Annotated in this window: 14 protein-coding genes; 8 read left to right on the plus strand and 6 right to left on the minus strand. The window is 34.5% G+C overall.

Annotation, left to right across the window (positions count from 1 at the left end):
• Positions 1-26: 26 nt before the first annotated feature.
• Positions 27-1,433 carry a T9SS type A sorting domain-containing protein gene (locus JST55_13220; protein MBS1494469.1) on the minus strand — a complete coding sequence of 469 codons (1,407 nt, stop codon included), beginning with the start codon at positions 1,431-1,433 and terminating at the stop codon, positions 27-29.
• 238 nt (positions 1,434-1,671) lie between these two features.
• On the opposite strand from JST55_13220, the gene groES reads away from it, so the two are divergent.
• From groES to JST55_13250, 6 genes are all read left to right on the plus strand, one after another.
• Entirely contained in the window at positions 1,672-1,956 is a 285-nt protein-coding gene (gene groES / locus JST55_13225; protein ID MBS1494470.1) for a co-chaperone GroES, read from the plus strand.
• Positions 1,957-2,072: 116 nt separating this feature from the next.
• Positions 2,073-3,725 (plus strand): chaperonin GroEL, encoded by a 1,653-nt coding sequence (gene groL, locus JST55_13230; GenBank protein ID MBS1494471.1) that lies wholly within the window; start codon positions 2,073-2,075, stop codon positions 3,723-3,725.
• A 98-nt stretch (positions 3,726-3,823) separates the two neighbouring features.
• Complete coding sequence (locus tag JST55_13235) at positions 3,824-4,198, plus strand: hypothetical protein (protein ID MBS1494472.1); 375 nt, start codon at positions 3,824-3,826, stop codon at positions 4,196-4,198.
• 89 nt (positions 4,199-4,287) lie between these two features.
• Entirely contained in the window at positions 4,288-4,644 is a 357-nt protein-coding gene (locus JST55_13240) for a hypothetical protein (protein MBS1494473.1), read from the plus strand.
• Between the two features lie 51 nt (positions 4,645-4,695).
• Positions 4,696-5,112 (plus strand): hypothetical protein, encoded by a 417-nt coding sequence (locus tag JST55_13245; protein MBS1494474.1) that lies wholly within the window; start codon positions 4,696-4,698, stop codon positions 5,110-5,112.
• A 1,171-nt stretch (positions 5,113-6,283) separates the two neighbouring features.
• Complete coding sequence (locus JST55_13250; GenBank protein MBS1494475.1) at positions 6,284-7,189, plus strand: hypothetical protein; 906 nt, start codon at positions 6,284-6,286, stop codon at positions 7,187-7,189.
• A gap of 92 nt (positions 7,190-7,281) precedes the next feature.
• On the opposite strand, the gene JST55_13255 is transcribed toward JST55_13250, so the two are convergent.
• The gene (locus JST55_13255) at positions 7,282-8,040 is read right to left on the minus strand and encodes a TIGR02757 family protein (GenBank protein MBS1494476.1); all 759 of its coding nucleotides are present in this window, start codon (positions 8,038-8,040) and stop codon (positions 7,282-7,284) included.
• A 25-nt stretch (positions 8,041-8,065) separates the two neighbouring features.
• Here JST55_13255 and JST55_13260 point away from each other — a divergent pair, with 25 nt between their 5' ends.
• Together JST55_13260 and JST55_13265 are read left to right on the plus strand one after the other, a co-directional pair.
• Positions 8,066-8,743, plus strand: a complete 678-nt coding sequence (locus JST55_13260; GenBank protein ID MBS1494477.1) for a hypothetical protein — start codon at positions 8,066-8,068, stop codon at positions 8,741-8,743.
• Between the two features lie 55 nt (positions 8,744-8,798).
• Entirely contained in the window at positions 8,799-9,419 is a 621-nt protein-coding gene (locus tag JST55_13265; protein ID MBS1494478.1) for a histidine phosphatase family protein, read from the plus strand.
• Positions 9,420-9,481: 62 nt separating this feature from the next.
• Here the strand turns inward: JST55_13265 and JST55_13270 are convergent, their stop codons facing one another.
• From JST55_13270 to JST55_13285, 4 genes are all read right to left on the minus strand, one after another.
• Positions 9,482-10,867: a hypothetical protein gene (locus JST55_13270; protein ID MBS1494479.1), complete on the minus strand. Its 1,386-nt coding sequence runs from the start codon at positions 10,865-10,867 to the stop codon at positions 9,482-9,484.
• Positions 10,864-12,450, minus strand: coding sequence for a hypothetical protein (locus tag JST55_13275; GenBank protein ID MBS1494480.1), 1,587 nt, complete (start codon positions 12,448-12,450; stop codon positions 10,864-10,866). The genes JST55_13270 and JST55_13275 overlap by 4 nt, the downstream gene beginning before the upstream one ends.
• Before the next feature lie 180 nt (positions 12,451-12,630).
• The gene (locus JST55_13280; protein MBS1494481.1) at positions 12,631-14,418 is read right to left on the minus strand and encodes a T9SS type A sorting domain-containing protein; all 1,788 of its coding nucleotides are present in this window, start codon (positions 14,416-14,418) and stop codon (positions 12,631-12,633) included.
• A 169-nt stretch (positions 14,419-14,587) separates the two neighbouring features.
• Positions 14,588-16,672 (minus strand): hypothetical protein, encoded by a 2,085-nt coding sequence (locus tag JST55_13285; GenBank protein ID MBS1494482.1) that lies wholly within the window; start codon positions 16,670-16,672, stop codon positions 14,588-14,590.
• Positions 16,673-16,776 lie beyond the last annotated feature (104 nt).

Here is a 16,776-nt window from a genome sequence, read left to right on the forward strand (position 1 = left end):
TCAACTTACTTTATTTGGCAATAAATTTACTTTAAAATCACTGCCTTTTTTGTATCAAATACAACTCCGTCAACAACTAAGCTGTAATAATAAACCCCCGATGAAAGTCCCTCGGCGGAGAAGTTTGCAGTGTAGTTCCCTGCCGGTTTGAATCCATTTTCAAGAATTTTTATCAATCTGCCGTTTGCATCGTAAATATTTAAGCTAATGAGCGCAGAATTTTTTATTTGATAATTTATTATTGTATTTGGGTTGAATGGGTTTGGGTAGTTTTGTGATAATGAAAAATTCTCTGCTATAGAAGAACTGCTTTCAGAAACATTCACTGTACTGAAATTCAAACTTGAATCGAGCTTGATAACAAGAATTTTAAATTCAGTAGCATAGTAGGTGTTTCCTTTATATCCTGTGAAAATGCTATAACCATTATTTAACATCATTCCAAAATTTATATACTTGGTGTAATCACTGTTGATAATATTTGACTTCGTAATATTTCCATCTCCATCTGTAACAAAAAATTTCATTTTGTTCTGTTGCTGCTGATTTGCATCTCCGGACCTTGTACTAAACATCAACTTGTTATCATCTTTTACAAAAAAGCCGGAAAGCCATTCATTACTATCCTGCGGGAAAATTTTTGTAAACTCTATATCACAATTCATATTGATTTTTTGAAAGAAAACTCTCGGATTAAATGAATTTGAATCGACGGTTATACCTGCGACAATAAAGCCATTACCGTATCTTTTTAAGTAGCTGTACCATGTAGTCTTTTCTAATAGTTTGTATGTTCTTTGGCCAGTTATATTTCCGCTTGCATCAATTTTCCCTATAAAACCCAGGGTAACAGGATACTGGTCAAGAAAATCTCCCGCACAGAATAATGTATTTGAATTTTTTTCAAAATATATGTCATGAATAAACAAACGAGCATTAATAGTAAAACCCTTTGTCCAAATTAAATTACCGTTCGAATCAAACTTAAAAACAATATTTCCTCCTACAGCATAAAAGGAAGCTCCTACTTTAATTATTTTCTCCAAATCATCTCCGCCGTCGAAATTTTTTAACCAGAGAAGATTACCATCAGTGTCATATTTCCAAATTGCTTTATGGCTCTGAATATTACCTATAATTACACATCCCTTATCATCTGTTGTAACAATACAGTTCGCATAACTTGTGTATGTATTATCAAATTCCCTATACCATATCTGGTTTCCGTATTGATTCAATTTCATTACAACTGCAGGATGTCCCGCAGGTCCGCTTCCGCATACATAGAAAGTTTCATCATCTATTCTCGAACTTTCATTACCATAACCCAAACCATAAAGTTTTTCCCAAGCTAATGATTGAGCTTTAATGGAAATGTTAACAAAACAAAAAAATAACGCAAAGACGAAAAGTACCTTTGATTTGATATTCATTGCTGTAATTTAAATTTACTAAAAGTATATTTTTATTGATGAATAATCAAGATTGAAAGATTATCTTGATATAAGTAATTGTTATTAATTAATATCTATAAGACATACTTAATTATAAAAAGTTTAATACAGCTATTCTACTATCTTTTTGACTAGCACTTGAAACTTGTGAGTGCTAATTTACGTTATATAATTCATAGTACTTTAAAATTATTCCAAATTTAAATAAAATTAACACATGAACATTAAACCATTACACGACAGAGTCGTAGTAAAGCCTAATGCTGCAGAAGAAAAAACTGCAAGCGGCATTATCATCCCTGATACTGCAAAAGAAAAACCTATGCACGGTGAAGTTGTTGCAGTAGGTTCAGGCAAAGTAGCTGAAGACGGAAAAGTAACTCCCCTTACATTAAAAAAAGGCGATAAAGTTCTTTACGGCAAGTACTCAGGAACTGAAATCACTATCGAAGGCGAAGAGTATCTCATTATGAGAGAATCTGACGTTTATGCAATCGTCTAAATTTCAGAGTTCAGATAACAGAATTCAGATTTAGCTAAATTGCTTAACAGCATTAAATTCTTGAGAGTTACATATCTCAACTTAACTATTTAAAACTTAAAACTTATAATAAAATAATGGCTTCAAAATTAATAACATTCGATGCAGATGCAAGAGCTTCGCTTAAAAAAGGCGTTGACACCTTAGCAAATGCAGTGAAAGTTACATTAGGTCCTAAAGGACGTAATGTAGTTATAGATAAGAAATTCGGCGCACCGACAGTAACAAAAGACGGTGTAACAGTAGCAAAAGAAATCGAATTAGAAGATCCGATTGAAAACATGGGCGCACAGATGGTAAAAGAAGTTGCTTCTAAAACATCAGATGTTGCCGGTGACGGAACAACAACAGCAACCGTGCTTGCTCAAGCAATCTACCGTGAAGGTTTAAAATTCGTAACATCAGGCGCAAACCCGATGGATTTAAAAAGAGGTATAGATAAATCAGTTGAAGCAATCGTTGCAGGACTGAAAGAAATCTCCTCCCCTATTAAAGACAGCAAAGAGATCGCACAGGTTGGCGCAATCTCAGCAAATAACGATAACTACATCGGTGATTTAATTTCACAGGCGATGGAAAAAGTCGGCAAAGACGGCGTTATCACAGTTGAAGAAGCAAAAGGAACAGATACAAATGTTGACGTTGTAGAAGGTATGCAGTTCGATAGAGGTTATTTATCACCTTACTTCGTTACAAATCCGGAATCTATGGAAGCTGAGCTTGAAGATCCGTACATCCTTATCTACGATAAGAAAATTTCTACAATGAAAGACCTTCTTCCGATTCTTGAGAAATCAGCACAGTCAGGCAGAAGCATGTTAATCATTGCAGAAGATATCGACGGTGAAGCTCTTGCAACACTTGTTGTAAATAAATTAAGAGGCACACTTAAAGTTGCTGCTGTTAAAGCTCCGGGCTTTGGCGATAGAAGAAAAGCTATGCTTGAAGATATTGCAACTCTTACAAAGGGTACAGTTATCTCTGAAGAGCAAGGCTACAAACTTGAAAACGCAACAGTTGCTTACCTTGGTACAGCAAAGAGAGTTGTTATCGACAAAGACAATACAACAATAGTTGAAGGCGCAGGCGATGCAGGCGACATCAAAAAAAGAATTAATGAAATAAAAGGACAGATGGATAAAACTTCATCTGACTATGACAGAGAAAAATTACAGGAAAGACTTGCAAAACTTTCAGGCGGCGTTGCTGTATTGAAGATCGGCGCAGCTACAGAAGTTGAAATGAAAGAAAAGAAAGCAAGAGTAGAAGATGCATTGCATGCTACAAGAGCTGCAGTTGAAGAAGGTATCGTTCCCGGCGGCGGAGTTGCTCTTATAAGAGTTGCCAACAGACTCGATGCAATCAAAGACGATAACCACGATATTATGCTCGGTGTTGCAATTATAAGAAAAGCTATCGAAGAGCCTATAAGACAGATCGTTGCTAATGCAGGTATGGAAGGTTCAGTTATCGTTAACAACGTAAAACTGAAAACAAAGAAGGAAGATGTAAACTACGGTTACAATGCTTTCAGCGATAAATATGAAGACTTGGTAAAAGCCGGTGTTATCGATCCGACAAAAGTAACAAGAGTCGCGCTTGAAAACGCTGCTTCAGTTGCTTCTATGTTATTGATGACAGAAGCTACAATCGTAGAGAGACCTGAAAAAGACAAAGCTCCTATGGGAATGCCTCCAGGAATGGGCGGCGGCATGGGTGATATGTATTAATAGTCATTCAGATACATTTTATTCAAATCAAAGCCCTTTCTGTGTTAACAGGAAGGGCTTTGTACATTAAAATAATTAAAATAAATAAACTAAAAATTATGAAAGCTGGAGTACAATTCGACAAATATACGGGAACAGTTGCAGCAGATGGTGAAGGTGAAATGGATTTAAAGAACCTTCTCGTAAAGAACACAGATGATGCAGAGAAATATAAGCCAATTGGTATCAAAATATTTTCAGGTAATAAAGGCCATTTTGAAGTATCAGTCATATGTATCGACAAAGAAAACTTCACAGAAAGCAAACCCTCCGCAATTGAAATTAGCTTAAAAGAAAGTCTTTCAATGGAAGATTTTTTTCGCTTATTTAAACGCTTTGAATTAATTCTAGTTACTAAAAATAATGTAGGATATGAGAACTTTGAAATCCAAGATATTTTACATTTGGAAAACGCACAAATGGTTAGCAAATAAATAGTGCAAAGAAAGATTCTCAAGTAAAGCCCTTTTAATTTATAGAGGGCTTTTTTATTTTCTATTTTTATGAAGTCCTATATTTCTTTATGGAAGATGAAAAACTTTGTTTATTAAATTGTGATTCTGATTATGTTAAAACGTCATTATACAATTCGATCGAAGAGCAAATAGATGTTGCATTTGACTTTCATAATCATGATAGAAGATATTTAGTATGCCATCTTGTTATGTATGCAAAAATTATTACCCGTGATAATATTGTTTATGATAATATTGTATCATTTTACTTTTCAAATTCTGGAATAAAACTAAAATATAAAGTAGATCGGGAGGATTTTAGTGATGATTTTTTTATAAAACAAGCAACAGTCAATGAAAAGTCTATAAAATACATCAAATATGGTATAGAGGAAGAAACAAATTCTACCAATGATTTTGATTAGGTTTACAAAAATCTCATACTTCAAAAAAATTAAAAATATAAATTAAATTATATGAGTAAGGCACTTGCAAACGCATTAGCACTGATGTTAATAATGTTTATAGTCTGGGTTTATAAACGACATATTAAATTTAATAAAGCCAAATTAAAAAAAATGTTCGATAAAGGACAATATGTTAGAATTATTGACAAATATGCAGTTAATACATCAAAGCTTCCCTCTGATTTAATTTTGGATAAAGAAGTTTATTTAATATTTGCAAAATGTTATTTTGAAACTGGAAAGTTAAGAGATTCATTATTGGAGTTAGATGCCAGTTTAAGAATTAATTCGTATTATCAAGAAGCGTATTTATTAAAGATAAAGATTTTAAAACTTTTAGGAGATTTTAGTAGAGCAACTTCGACAGTGAAAGAATTAATCGAATTATATCCAGACCAGCAAGAGTACAAAAATTTATTAAATTAATCACCTTATTCCTACTAATAGGTAACAATCCTTTTGAATAAATTTCCATTCTTCCAGCCGTTGTTGGTCTTCTGACCAACAACCACAATGCTAGAAGTTGTTGGTGAAAACACCAACAACGACAAACAAAAATTTTACTAATGCTGATTGGATTCCCGCCTTCGCGGGAATGACAAGCGTGGTGTATTTAGTATTTCTCAATTCATAATTCTACATTCATAATTCATAATTCGAACCATTCCTACTAATAGGTAATAATCCTTTTGAATAAATTTCTATTCTTATTATATTTGTGCTGAGAGTGCGAGCTAAAATCCCGCTAAAGACGGGACTGGGCTTCGCCCAGAAATCCGTCACAGATTTTACTTTTAATTGCCACGCGTTTTAACGCGTGGACTAAATAGACTAACCTTATGATGCCCTTTAGGGCAAATAATTATTTTGGCTAAAGCCATTTACTGGAATGATTTTTACTCCACGGCTTAAAAGCCGTGGCAATTTTAAAATGTGACAAAAATGTTACATTGGAACAAGGACACAAAACTCTCCCCTTGAGGGGAGTACTTTCGCGAAGCGAAAGGGAGGGGTGTTTGCCGGCAAATATAAAATGTGACAATAATGTGACAATCGGAACAAGAGTAATAAAATCCATCACAGGTTTTCAATTGACGGATTTCTAAAAAACTTGTGTATTGTAAAATCAATATTTATTTTTCAAAATCCGTCAAAAATCCATCAATTTTTGAAAAATTCTTCATTTGTCTGTGTACTCCGTCCCAAACCCCTGTTTGGGACGGAACTTGTGATTGGACGGAGCCTGTCCCGCACTTGATGCGGGGTTTCAATGCGAAACAGAGTTTCGCGGACAATTCTTTCCCAAACAGTCCGCCGCGGCGGATTGGGAAAGAGAAATAGAGAAGACCAAGAGGAAAATGTTACAATAATGTGACATTCCCAACGAGGATCCCGCTAAAGCGGGACAGGCAGTTGGGAATGAGGGTCGGAAAGAAATGTGACAATAATGTTACTTTTATACACTCGCGAATAAAATGTTACAATAATGTTACAATTTTATCAGGTGTTAAATATCGAAATGAATAACGAATAAAGAGAATGAAGTTTCACCTTTAAACACAAGTATTACACTCTTATTTTATATAAAACTATCACTATGAAATTAATTCTAATACTAATACTTCTCACTCCCCTGTTTTTATTTGGTCAGGATATTACTTTGACTGAAGGCAGTGATGTTGAAGTCTGCGGGAGGACTCTCCGCATCGATGGTATCTGGATAGACAACGGCCGGATAAAAGCAGACATATCTGTTTTGAGAGAGAAGAACTCCAAACCAATAACCGGAGGATATAAATCCCGTGACACAATTTATATTGACAAATGCCGCTATGTAGTAATGTCAATCAGTAAGTACGGGCTGAACAGCAGCGCAAAAGGAAAAGTATCGTTACTTACTGAAATCGATCAAGAGATTCAAGCACCTACGGCAGAAAGTTTTTTTATGAGTTCAGGTGGTGAATATAATCTGGGAAAACAAAAATGGACTGTAAAAAGTGTTACTGCTGATTCTGCGATTATTGATAACGCAGAAGGAGAATTGCGGGTGAAGCAAATCGTACTTAAAATAAATGATATAGTGTGGCGCGGCGCCGGCGCCTATATTGTTTCCGGATTTCCTAAAGCCCTGACATCGGATAAACGTTCTGTTGAATTGAAAATAATCAGAGATTATTCATATCTGAATCCTAACACACCGAGCATTGACGAAGCATTAATAAATCCCCCGCCAATGGGAATGACGCAGCTTATTATTCGTAAAATGAAGTATTATCCCAAGCAGAAATTTAATCAGGAAGAGTATAATGCAACTCCCGTAAAATATTGGGTATTAAAAATCTTTTTTTATCCCACAGGAATGGTGCATCAGATGATTGAATTAACCATTTTAGGTTATAAATCAATGTATGAATTTGAAGGTTATAAATCATTTGATACAGAAGCTGAGGCACTAGAATTTGCAAAGGTGAATGGGATAACGGATATAGTTCTTACAGAATAATTATGAATTATGAATGCTGAATTATGAATGCACAGCATATGATATCTTACAAGTATAAGTATGTTAGTAATTCATAATTTATAATTCAGAATTCATAATTCCCTGCCGTCTATTCCTAAATGACAAAGTGCAAAGTCATATTTCACAGGGTCATTGGCGTCGAATTCTTTTAGCTTTTCAGTCAGCTCGATTGCAAACTTAATATCACATGATTTCCGTTTAACCAGCTTCAGCTTCTGAGCGATTTTATAAACATGGGTATCGACGGGCATAATTAGCTTTGAAGCACTGATTTTATCCGACCAGATACCCAAATCAATATCATCTTTACGTACCATCCAGCGCATGTACATATTCAATCTCTTAGCAGTTGAATGTTTTGAGATGTCAGGCAATAAGTAATATATTTTATTGTTAGTTATGCTCTGTGAAAAGAACTGCAATGGAATAGTAATATTTACTTCATCTGTGTTGTATAACTGCAAAAATAAATTCTTTAATGAGCCGTATTTTATCACAGCTTTTTGAATTCCAAGAATCAGATTTGAAAGGTCTTTTTCGTCATTGAATCTATAATACAGCCCTTTGAGTCTCTTTTTGTCTTTAATCTCCGAATAATTAATGGTAAATTCGTAAGGATTCCATGAAATTGCTTCGAAAAAACGATGTGTAAACTGATTTATCTGGTCCACCCTGCCATAGGCATAAGATGAGATAATCAGTCCGGCAATCTCAATATCCCGCTCATTTTTGAACTTATGGAGTGTCCAAATGGGATCTTTTGATGACTGCTTTTTATGATATTTATGATAAAGATTATCTAAAAACTCTTTTAATTCTGTTTTTTTCAATTAATTTTAAGCTTTTTCAATATAAATGAAGAAAATATTAATACTGGGCGAAAACGAAAAACTGAACACTGAAATTAAGCATATGTTCTATGCCGATTCCATCCTTACCAAAACTTCCAAGGAATTCCCGGATATCATTTTCGAAACTACTAATATAAACAGAGAGATAAAATTCAATAATCTGAAATATATTGATGATAATTACGATGCAACCACTCCCGTAATTTCATCTTCGCTCTGCATACCTGTGCTTGAGCAAAGCGTGGAATCTTGGAGACCTGAGCGCATTATCGGCGCTGCTCTCTACCCTACTTTTTCTGAGCTGAAAGGAATGGAGATTTCCAAAACTCATATTACAGATGAGCATATATTCCCTAAAGTGAAGACATGGCTTGAGTATTTCAAGGAAGTCCATGTTGCAACTGACAGAGCGGGATTGATACATTTAAGAATAATCTCACTTATCATTAACGAAGCATATTTGGTCTGGCAGGAAGGCACATCTAACGAAGCTGATATAGATACAGCAATGAAGCTCGGAACAAACTATCCATACGGACCTATAGAGTGGAGCAAGAGAATCGGTTTAGATTTGATATATCATGTTCTCTTAAAAATGAATGATGAGTTTAAAGATGACAGATACAGAATTACTCCCTTGCTTAAAGAAAAATACCTTGAGCAATTAATAATTAGTAATTAACAATTTCCTGGTTGTACCAAAAGTTTTTTGAAAATTGTTTAATGCTAATTATAAAATGAAAACTACTTACTACATCGTCCGTCACGGCGAAACTGAAGGAAACATTAAGTTAATAATACAGGGGCACTCAGATTCACCTTTAACAGAAAAAGGACTTGAACAGGCGCAACTGATAAGTGAACAGTTATCTGAAATTCCGTTTCATACTGCATATTCATCCGACCTTGGCAGGGCAAAACAAACAGCCGAAATTATAATTAAAGACAGGGAGATAAAACTTAATACAACAACCCATTTACGTGAAAGATGTTTTGGCACTTACGAAATGCGTTCATATGATGATTTGTATAAACACTATATCGAAGGTTATGAACTTCTTAAAAAGCTTCCACATGAAGAAAGACGCTCATATAAAATTTCAGATGACATAGAAAACGATGAAGAGCTTTGGAAAAGATTCAGTACTTTTATATCTGAAACAAGTGGAATGAATGAAGGTAAGACTTTATTAGCGCTTAGCCATGGAGGGTACATGAAAGCTCTTTTACTTGAGCTTGGCTATGGCGAGTATGAAAAAGTCTTAACAGGTAGATTTGATAATACAGGTTATATCAAATTAATTGTTGAAGGAAATCAGATGAATGTTGAAGAGGTTAAAGGATTCATTAGTTCTTAGTTTCTAGTTGTCAGTTATTAGGAAGAATACTTTTCCAGCAACTGACAACTATCAACCGAATTCTACAGTTTTAGTTTAAGATTTACACCGAAAGAAAATTTAGAAGCATTGTTTACATCCGTAATAGCTGCGATATTATGAGTTCCTACGTCGAAGAGTATATACTTTGTATCTAATCCTGCTCCGAGCGAAACAAGAAATCCTTCAGTGCCACCGGCAATAAATCCTATACGCGGAATAAAAAACTGTGAGAGGAAAAATTCTGCCCCGGCACCTATAGTAGGAACGGTTGAACTTCCTGCTGCATTCTTTGATAATCCCTGAATATAGTCCAGCGAGATAGAAACAAGTTCTTTAGAAAGTGAATCAGCCTTAACTCCAAAAATATTTTTAAAAATTTTGTAATTAACTCCAAGCCGTAAAGTCATTGGCAGCATTTTTTGAAATGCGCTGATGTATGTTTTTTGACCATTGATTAAATTACGAAGTGAATCAAGCTGTTCTGATTTCGCAAGGTCAGTTACAACAAACTCCCCTGCATATTTATATTCATAGTTGTTTCCGTACCAGTTCATATATCCGATATCTGTTATGCTCATTCCCACTGACCAACGTTCATTAATTTTCCCGTTCATACCTATATCGAATCCCCAGCCGAACCCTGCGAGTCTGCCAAGTCCCGGGTATTCAATTTTATCATCGGGTCTTATTGATGAACGAAGGAAAGTAACTGCTCCATGGCTTGTTATCTGTGCAGAATCATTTGTAGAAAAATTTAAGTCGTTACTTTTTATCCCGATATAGTAATACCCAAACTGTGGTTTTAGCGAAACTCCCCAAGCAAATTGTTTGAACATACTTTTTAAAAAAGTCTTGGACGTATTTGCATATGAAATATTGAGCTGGCGAATCCATGAAAGTTCAAGTCTGTACTGTGAAAAATCATAAGTCTTATTTATTTCGTTGCCGAATAAAGTAAGCCTAAGCATTTCTTCGGGTAAAAATGATTTGCCGAAAATTTTGTCTTCAAAAGAAAATCCTAGAACCCCGGCTTTAGGAATCTTAAAAGCAGCAGAAACAAATTTATAGCCAAGTCCCATTCCTAACTCAGAATTTTTAGACTTGCTGAGAATATCTTCTTTATCCGCAGTAGTCCAGTATTTCGCATTGCCGCTTCCGTCGCCAGTAAAATACTTATTATAAAAATCTATTGTGAGAAATTTGCTGTTCATCATATATCCCCCGGTAGTCATTCCGTTAATATAAATTCTTGTCTTATCTTTAGGTTTAACTAAAGAAAGATTTGCAGGATTTAAATTTAAAGCATCTATATTGTATGAGCTGGCAACACCTGTTCTTCCCATGGAAAGACTTCTGACATTATCTGAGTATTGAGAGTATGAAATTGAAGAATATAAAAATAAAATTATCAAAATTAATTTCTTCATCGTGTTCCTCCTTCTCTTCCCTGAACAACTCTGTATTGCAAGACTCCCTGACTTCGTACGTATGCATAATCATCACCTTTTAATCTAATAATTCCTGCATTCGGATTAGTGATATACTTTAATTCAATGTAAACTCGCCCATATTGTTTTATACTTTGTATGTTTTCACGATTAATTTCGATCTCAATTTGTTTTGTCTTCTGACCTCCGGGAAGCACTGAGCCGTCAGGTCCAACATCTGCAGCTTCAACCACATAAAATGAATCGGGCTCCTGATTTGGAAATTGGCCTGTAAGATAGAGTAACGGATGACCAGATGAATCTGTTACAGTGACTTTAGCCTTTAACTTCAGAGCGATTGCGTTAGTAATTGTTGTAGTAATTTTTAAGCTGTAAGATTTATCAACATCTTCCAGTTGCTTTTTTGTAAATCCTGATTTTGAAGTATCATGATAAGAGTTATACAGTGTAGATTGAAATCTCAGAGGAATTTCAACATTAAAAAATGTCTCAATACTGTCTTTTACATCAAGACTGACATCCTGATTATTTAAATTTATATATTGGTCCCTTACAAAAATAATTTTATCAGGAACGTTTCCCATGAACTCAAGAATGTTACTGTTGCCCGTAGTTATATTTAAAATTTTCTCTCCAAATGCACCTGAGGAAGTTCTTGCAGGAATTGAAACATTGTAAAATGAATCCAATGTTCCGTTACCGTCATAGTCAAAAAATAATCTTTTAGTTGTTCCTGCAGATTTATTGTATCCATAAAAATAAGCTTTCTTAAAATCTATTTGAGTCGAAATATAATTTCGTACCGAAATTTGTGCTTTCTTAACAGCTGAGATTGTCAAAGGTTGATTCGGAGCATTTGTTCCAAGTGGTCCGTCAATAGAATCCAAAATAGCTAACGAAGGTTCTGGTTTTACCCTGCCTGAAACAAAACTTAACTGTGTAGGAGTGACTGTATAATCGAAACTTCCAAATCCAATTGACTGTGAGGAAGAAGTGCTTACAAAAAAATCCAGTTTGTTTGAAAGTAAAGTTCCATTATCTATATAATAGCCAGAAAGATTTAGCGATTGCTGAATAGTAGAATTTACCGGTATAACACCTGAAACCTGAAAAGGTAAATTAGATGTACGGCTTTTCAAATTTTGAATTCTAAGCACAACATTATACGGAACAGTATTGTTATTATTGAATCTGAGATTTAAAGTGCCATCAAGAAAATATGCTTTTCTGACTGCGCTTGAATCATCAAACTTCAAACTAATTATAGTATCACGGTTGTATAGAACAACATTGTTTGAAATATTAACACCTTTAAATTTAATATTATTGGCAAGGTCGTCTTTGCTGTGTACGTTTCCAGTCAATACTACATCATTGTTTAAAGAATCAATGTAAACATTTTGATTTCCTTTAAGCATTGACATGACGGAATAAAATCTAGTTATAAAGGGGAGATTTGCATCGATATCGTATTCGGGAGATACGAAATCTTTAATCTGACAACCCGATACAATTGTAAGGAGAATTGCGATGAGGGCGCAGAAAATCCGGAATAATTTCAAACTCTTTTTCAGTGAAGGTTAAGTTGAGTTAAGATAATATTTATTATCTAATTTTGAAAGACATTTTTGAAATTAACTTAACCAAAATTACATATTAATTTTAAAATTTGTGCAAAAAAAAGACCTGTCGGTAAATCACTCCGACAGGTCTATATATTGTTAGTAAAGGTACTAAAAGGGCTATTTTACGAGCATCATTTTCTTTGTTTCTCTGAAATTATCTGAAGATAAGGTGTAGAAGTAAACACCAGTTGATAATTTACCAGCATCAAACACAACTTCATTTGTTCCTGTAGGAACAACTTCGTTGTTAAGTAATGTCTGTACTAATTTTCCGGTTGCATCATAAACATTTAATGACATCTTTGAAGATTTAACTACGTCAAATCTAATAGATGTTGTAGGATTAAATGGGTTTGGATAATTTTGCTTTAATGAGAACTTATCCGGTACTGTTGTTGATATATTATTAACAGCAGTTATAGCGACTTTCTGGAAGCATTGATTTACTCTGTATACAGGAGCATTATCTGTGAAGCTTGAACTTCCCGGTCCTTTTGTTGAAATATAGTGAATGTTAAATGATGTATTTGAATTTCCTGTTAATGAGATCGTTGGATATAATTCGTCTTGAGTATGTGAATTTGTTAAATTTGTAGGAGTTGCCCATGTTAAACCACCGTTTGCAGAATATGTGTACCAGATATCATTGTATGTAAAAGTATCTGCTGAGTCTCCGGGTTGGAAAGCAGAGAATGCACAATAAATCATAGAACCATCAGCTGAATAAGCAATAGAAGGATGTGATACAGGTGTAACACCAACTTGAAGAGCTTGTCTGTTATTGAACTGAGCTGTATCAGACATGATGGTCATGTTTTGTTTACCTGCAACTATTGTTGGAACTCCACCATTAATATTTGGTGAGTAGAATAATATTTTACAGCCACCATTATCTCCTGATGAAAGACCTGTTGCAGTTGGGAATAATGTGCTCCATACAACACTGTATGTTGAAGTGCCGGGTTTGAAAGCTGCATCTATACCGAACCATGGTCCGCAAGTATCGCCGGGTGCAAGAACAGAGTTTAAACCTCTTGCCATCTGAATAACAAATGGAGTGTTAAAGCTTGTACCGCCGTTTGTTGATGTTGCAGCCATCATTTTAGAGAAACCGGTTCCTGTTGAGTCTTTATACCAAACAGCTACTAAATTATTTCCTGTTTGATCAGCTGCCATTCTGTAACGTGAGTTAGCTCCAATCTGGGCTGAACCCGGATTTGCAACTCTTAATCTTGTTCCGAATGAATTTGTGCTTGCATCATATTTGTTGTAGAATAAAGTATCTTCAACCGTTCCGTTTGGAACGCTGAATAAACCGCCTACAGTATTACCATTTTGGTAAGCACCGAAGAAATCTCTACCTTCTAAAGGAACGTTTGCCCCTGAGAATGAACCAAGACCGAAGAATGCATCTTTCCATGCACCGCCTCTTGAGTTAGCGCCGTTTGTGCCATTGTATTTTCTTCCGGCAATAACAACGTTTCTTTGACCACCTGAAATATATGAATGAACTTCAGGATATGCACTTCTGTTTGGAAGTGATGAAACAACAAGCGGAGCATCCCATGTTGTACCGCCATTGTAACTTACAATGTAGTATGCTAATCTTGTTGTAGCACCTAATGCATCTGTAGAATCGCAAGTTGCATATGCTACTATAACGGTATCGCCATACACAGCTATATTTTGCATATTGGCACCGTTTGTAACGTAATCCCAGAAACCGTCAGCACCGGCAATTGAAAATGGAGGAGCAACATTATCCGTCATGGAAGGCGGAACAAACATTCTTGTAGGCGCATTTCCGTCTTCAAGAGCTGTTGTTAAAGCTTTTGCATGCTTATCCTGGCTAAAGCCGGCTGCAGCAAATGCTGTAATTAAAAATAGAAAAATAATTTTTTTCAAGGTTTTTCTCCTTTAAGGTTAATAAAATATTAGTTAAGTATTATAAAAGTTAATATAAATAAGGGAATATGAATGAGGGTACATTTTTAGTAGTGTTTCAATATAATAAAAAATATTATTGAAAAAAGTATTAATATTATACCTGTTTTTTACGTTCAACTGAATATTTCTAAAAATTAAATTCATACCCTACTTTAAAATACTTGCTGGTTTTTTCAAGTCTCTCACCAGATAGGTTTAAAACAAAATATACATTACTTCCCGCAAAAAATTCGTACTGGAACAAAGTATTTAATAAAGATTGGCGTGTGTAATTATCTTTTCTGTAAAAAGAACGGATGAAAAATTTATCAAATACTTTGAAATCAAATCGGGCATTTATTATAGTCTGTTTAACATCAAAATAATCAAGATAATTTACACTTCCATTCACAGCAAATTTATCAAATAAAATAAAGTTCATTCCAAAGTATGGATTCTTTATAAATGACCCGTAATATGGACCAAAGAAATAGCCGACATAACCACCGTTATTTCCGAATATAAAGTTTGCCGAATATTCCTGACCCATATTTTCACGGACGATTAAATTACCATTCTGGTCGTAATCGTTTGGCCTGTTGATGCTGAAATTCGCGTTCATTCTTATTAATCCGTTCAACTTAAAATTCAAATTTGCACCGTAACTTTCCTGATTGATAAAATCATCGGCTAATTGCCTATCCTTATAATATGAACCATTGAAACTTACATCAGAAAACCAGTTGCGGTTAAATACCCATTTATATCCCCCGCTTAGATTTAGCTGGTCGAAATTATCGGGATTTCCTGTTACACCTGTAAAAGATGTCGAAGCCTGAAAATCTTTATTTACTCTGTTATATCCCCAGTCAGCATATGGACCGCCTGCGTCATCTGATTGATAGTAACCATAAATATTATAAGCATCACCTTGTTTACTTACATCCCCTGCATATTCATTAAAGCTTTTTGCATATTGTACACCGAGTCTTACACGGTTTAAAGGAAATCTGTAAAATCCGTCAAAACTTAAAATGTCCTCTTTATAATCATCACCTTTGTTATCTGAATGAACATACATTCCGCCCACGTTGAAATCATTCGCATAATATCTTGGACGCGCTATAAGATATTTATTTTTATTTCCGTCAGAGAGCGGATCACTCTGAACAAAGATAGCTCCCGCTTTAAATTTATCACTGCGGTATGTGTAGTTAAAACCATAATCGATGTTTTCGATTGAGCGTGTGTAAAATAAATTTATCGGTGAGCTGTATATATCTAAGTCTTTGCTAAAGAAAGTTCTTTTCTCGTTAAGGAAAATAGCCCTGTTATAGAATGAAAACCTGAAGGGGTCTGCTTCTAAGGTAGATTCATCAGTATTAATAGTAGTTTTCAATTTATGTTTATCAAGCGATAGATTAAACTCCCCGCCGAATGTTCCTTTATATACGGAATCATTAAATCTGTTTGCCACTAAATACGGAGTTGCATTGAAGCTTATATTAAGTTTTTCCTCAAAAGGAAATTTTAAATCATAGGTATAAAGATTTTTTAGAGATAATAGTTCTGCATCAGGTATTAAATTATAATAATAATAGCTTCCATCCGGTTTATATGAGAATAGCTGCATATCTATTCCAATCTGCTTTTCATTTTTGTTCTGAAGTTTCTCTACAGGAATTTTTATTTCGCTTTCAATATATCCCGGCTGGCCGTCTTTTGCTTCTTTAGATATAGTAGATTTGCAGTACCAGACCCAATCCCATTGTGAAGATTTGTTATTCACATTATAGACCTGCATGTCCCTCTGATTATTCAAAAAACTAAATACGAAAATATATCCGTTCTGTCTTTTATTCTCTAAATCAAGAAGTATAAAAAATTCATTTTCCTCTTCAGTGCTTTGGTCTCTTATAAGTGATTTTGAAATTACTTTACCTTTTGGCCAGTATTTTATTGCAAACCATAATGCATCTTTTGTCTGCTTAATATATACTACAGTGCTGTCATAAAATTTTTCGTTAGTTTTAGGAATTGTGACATAAAAATTATTAAAAACTTTTGCATCTGACCATTCTGATTCGTTTATATGGCCATCAATGGAAGGCGTGGAAGGTGAAAGACTTTGAGTTTGCGCATACATACCCTTCGAAAAAAATATTGCTGTTAATAAAGCGATTCCAAACAAAATATAGTGCTTCTTTAAGCACAAGCAATAGATAATTTTCATACCTTTTTATTTAAGGTTTTAAAATGCGAGGGTAGAGAGAAATGCAAAAACTGTTTTTTCTCTTGTTCTACGCAACAGTTTTAAAAAGTTTCAAAGATGTGAAA

It is taken from the genome of Bacteroidota bacterium, assembly GCA_018266835.1.
In the GTDB taxonomy this organism is placed as follows: domain Bacteria; phylum Bacteroidota; class Ignavibacteria; order Tepidaquicellales; family Tepidaquicellaceae; genus JAFDZO01.

Bases quoted from the DNA above. Each gene is read 5' to 3' on its own strand.
- JST55_13220 (MBS1494469.1), bottom strand. From the start codon at position 1,433: ATGAATATCAAATCAAAGGTACTTTTCGTCTTTGCGTTATTTTTTTGT.
- groES (MBS1494470.1), top strand. From the start codon at position 1,672: ATGAACATTAAACCATTACACGACAGAGTCGTAGTAAAGCCTAATGCT.
- groL (MBS1494471.1), top strand. From the start codon at position 2,073: ATGGCTTCAAAATTAATAACATTCGATGCAGATGCAAGAGCTTCGCTT.
- JST55_13235 (MBS1494472.1), top strand. From the start codon at position 3,824: ATGAAAGCTGGAGTACAATTCGACAAATATACGGGAACAGTTGCAGCA.
- JST55_13240 (MBS1494473.1), top strand. From the start codon at position 4,288: ATGGAAGATGAAAAACTTTGTTTATTAAATTGTGATTCTGATTATGTT.
- JST55_13245 (MBS1494474.1), top strand. From the start codon at position 4,696: ATGAGTAAGGCACTTGCAAACGCATTAGCACTGATGTTAATAATGTTT.
- JST55_13250 (MBS1494475.1), top strand. From the start codon at position 6,284: ATGAAATTAATTCTAATACTAATACTTCTCACTCCCCTGTTTTTATTT.
- JST55_13260 (MBS1494477.1), top strand. From the start codon at position 8,066: ATGAAGAAAATATTAATACTGGGCGAAAACGAAAAACTGAACACTGAA.
- JST55_13265 (MBS1494478.1), top strand. From the start codon at position 8,799: ATGAAAACTACTTACTACATCGTCCGTCACGGCGAAACTGAAGGAAAC.
- JST55_13270 (MBS1494479.1), bottom strand. From the start codon at position 10,867: ATGAAGAAATTAATTTTGATAATTTTATTTTTATATTCTTCAATTTCA.
- JST55_13285 (MBS1494482.1), bottom strand. From the start codon at position 16,672: ATGAAAATTATCTATTGCTTGTGCTTAAAGAAGCACTATATTTTGTTT.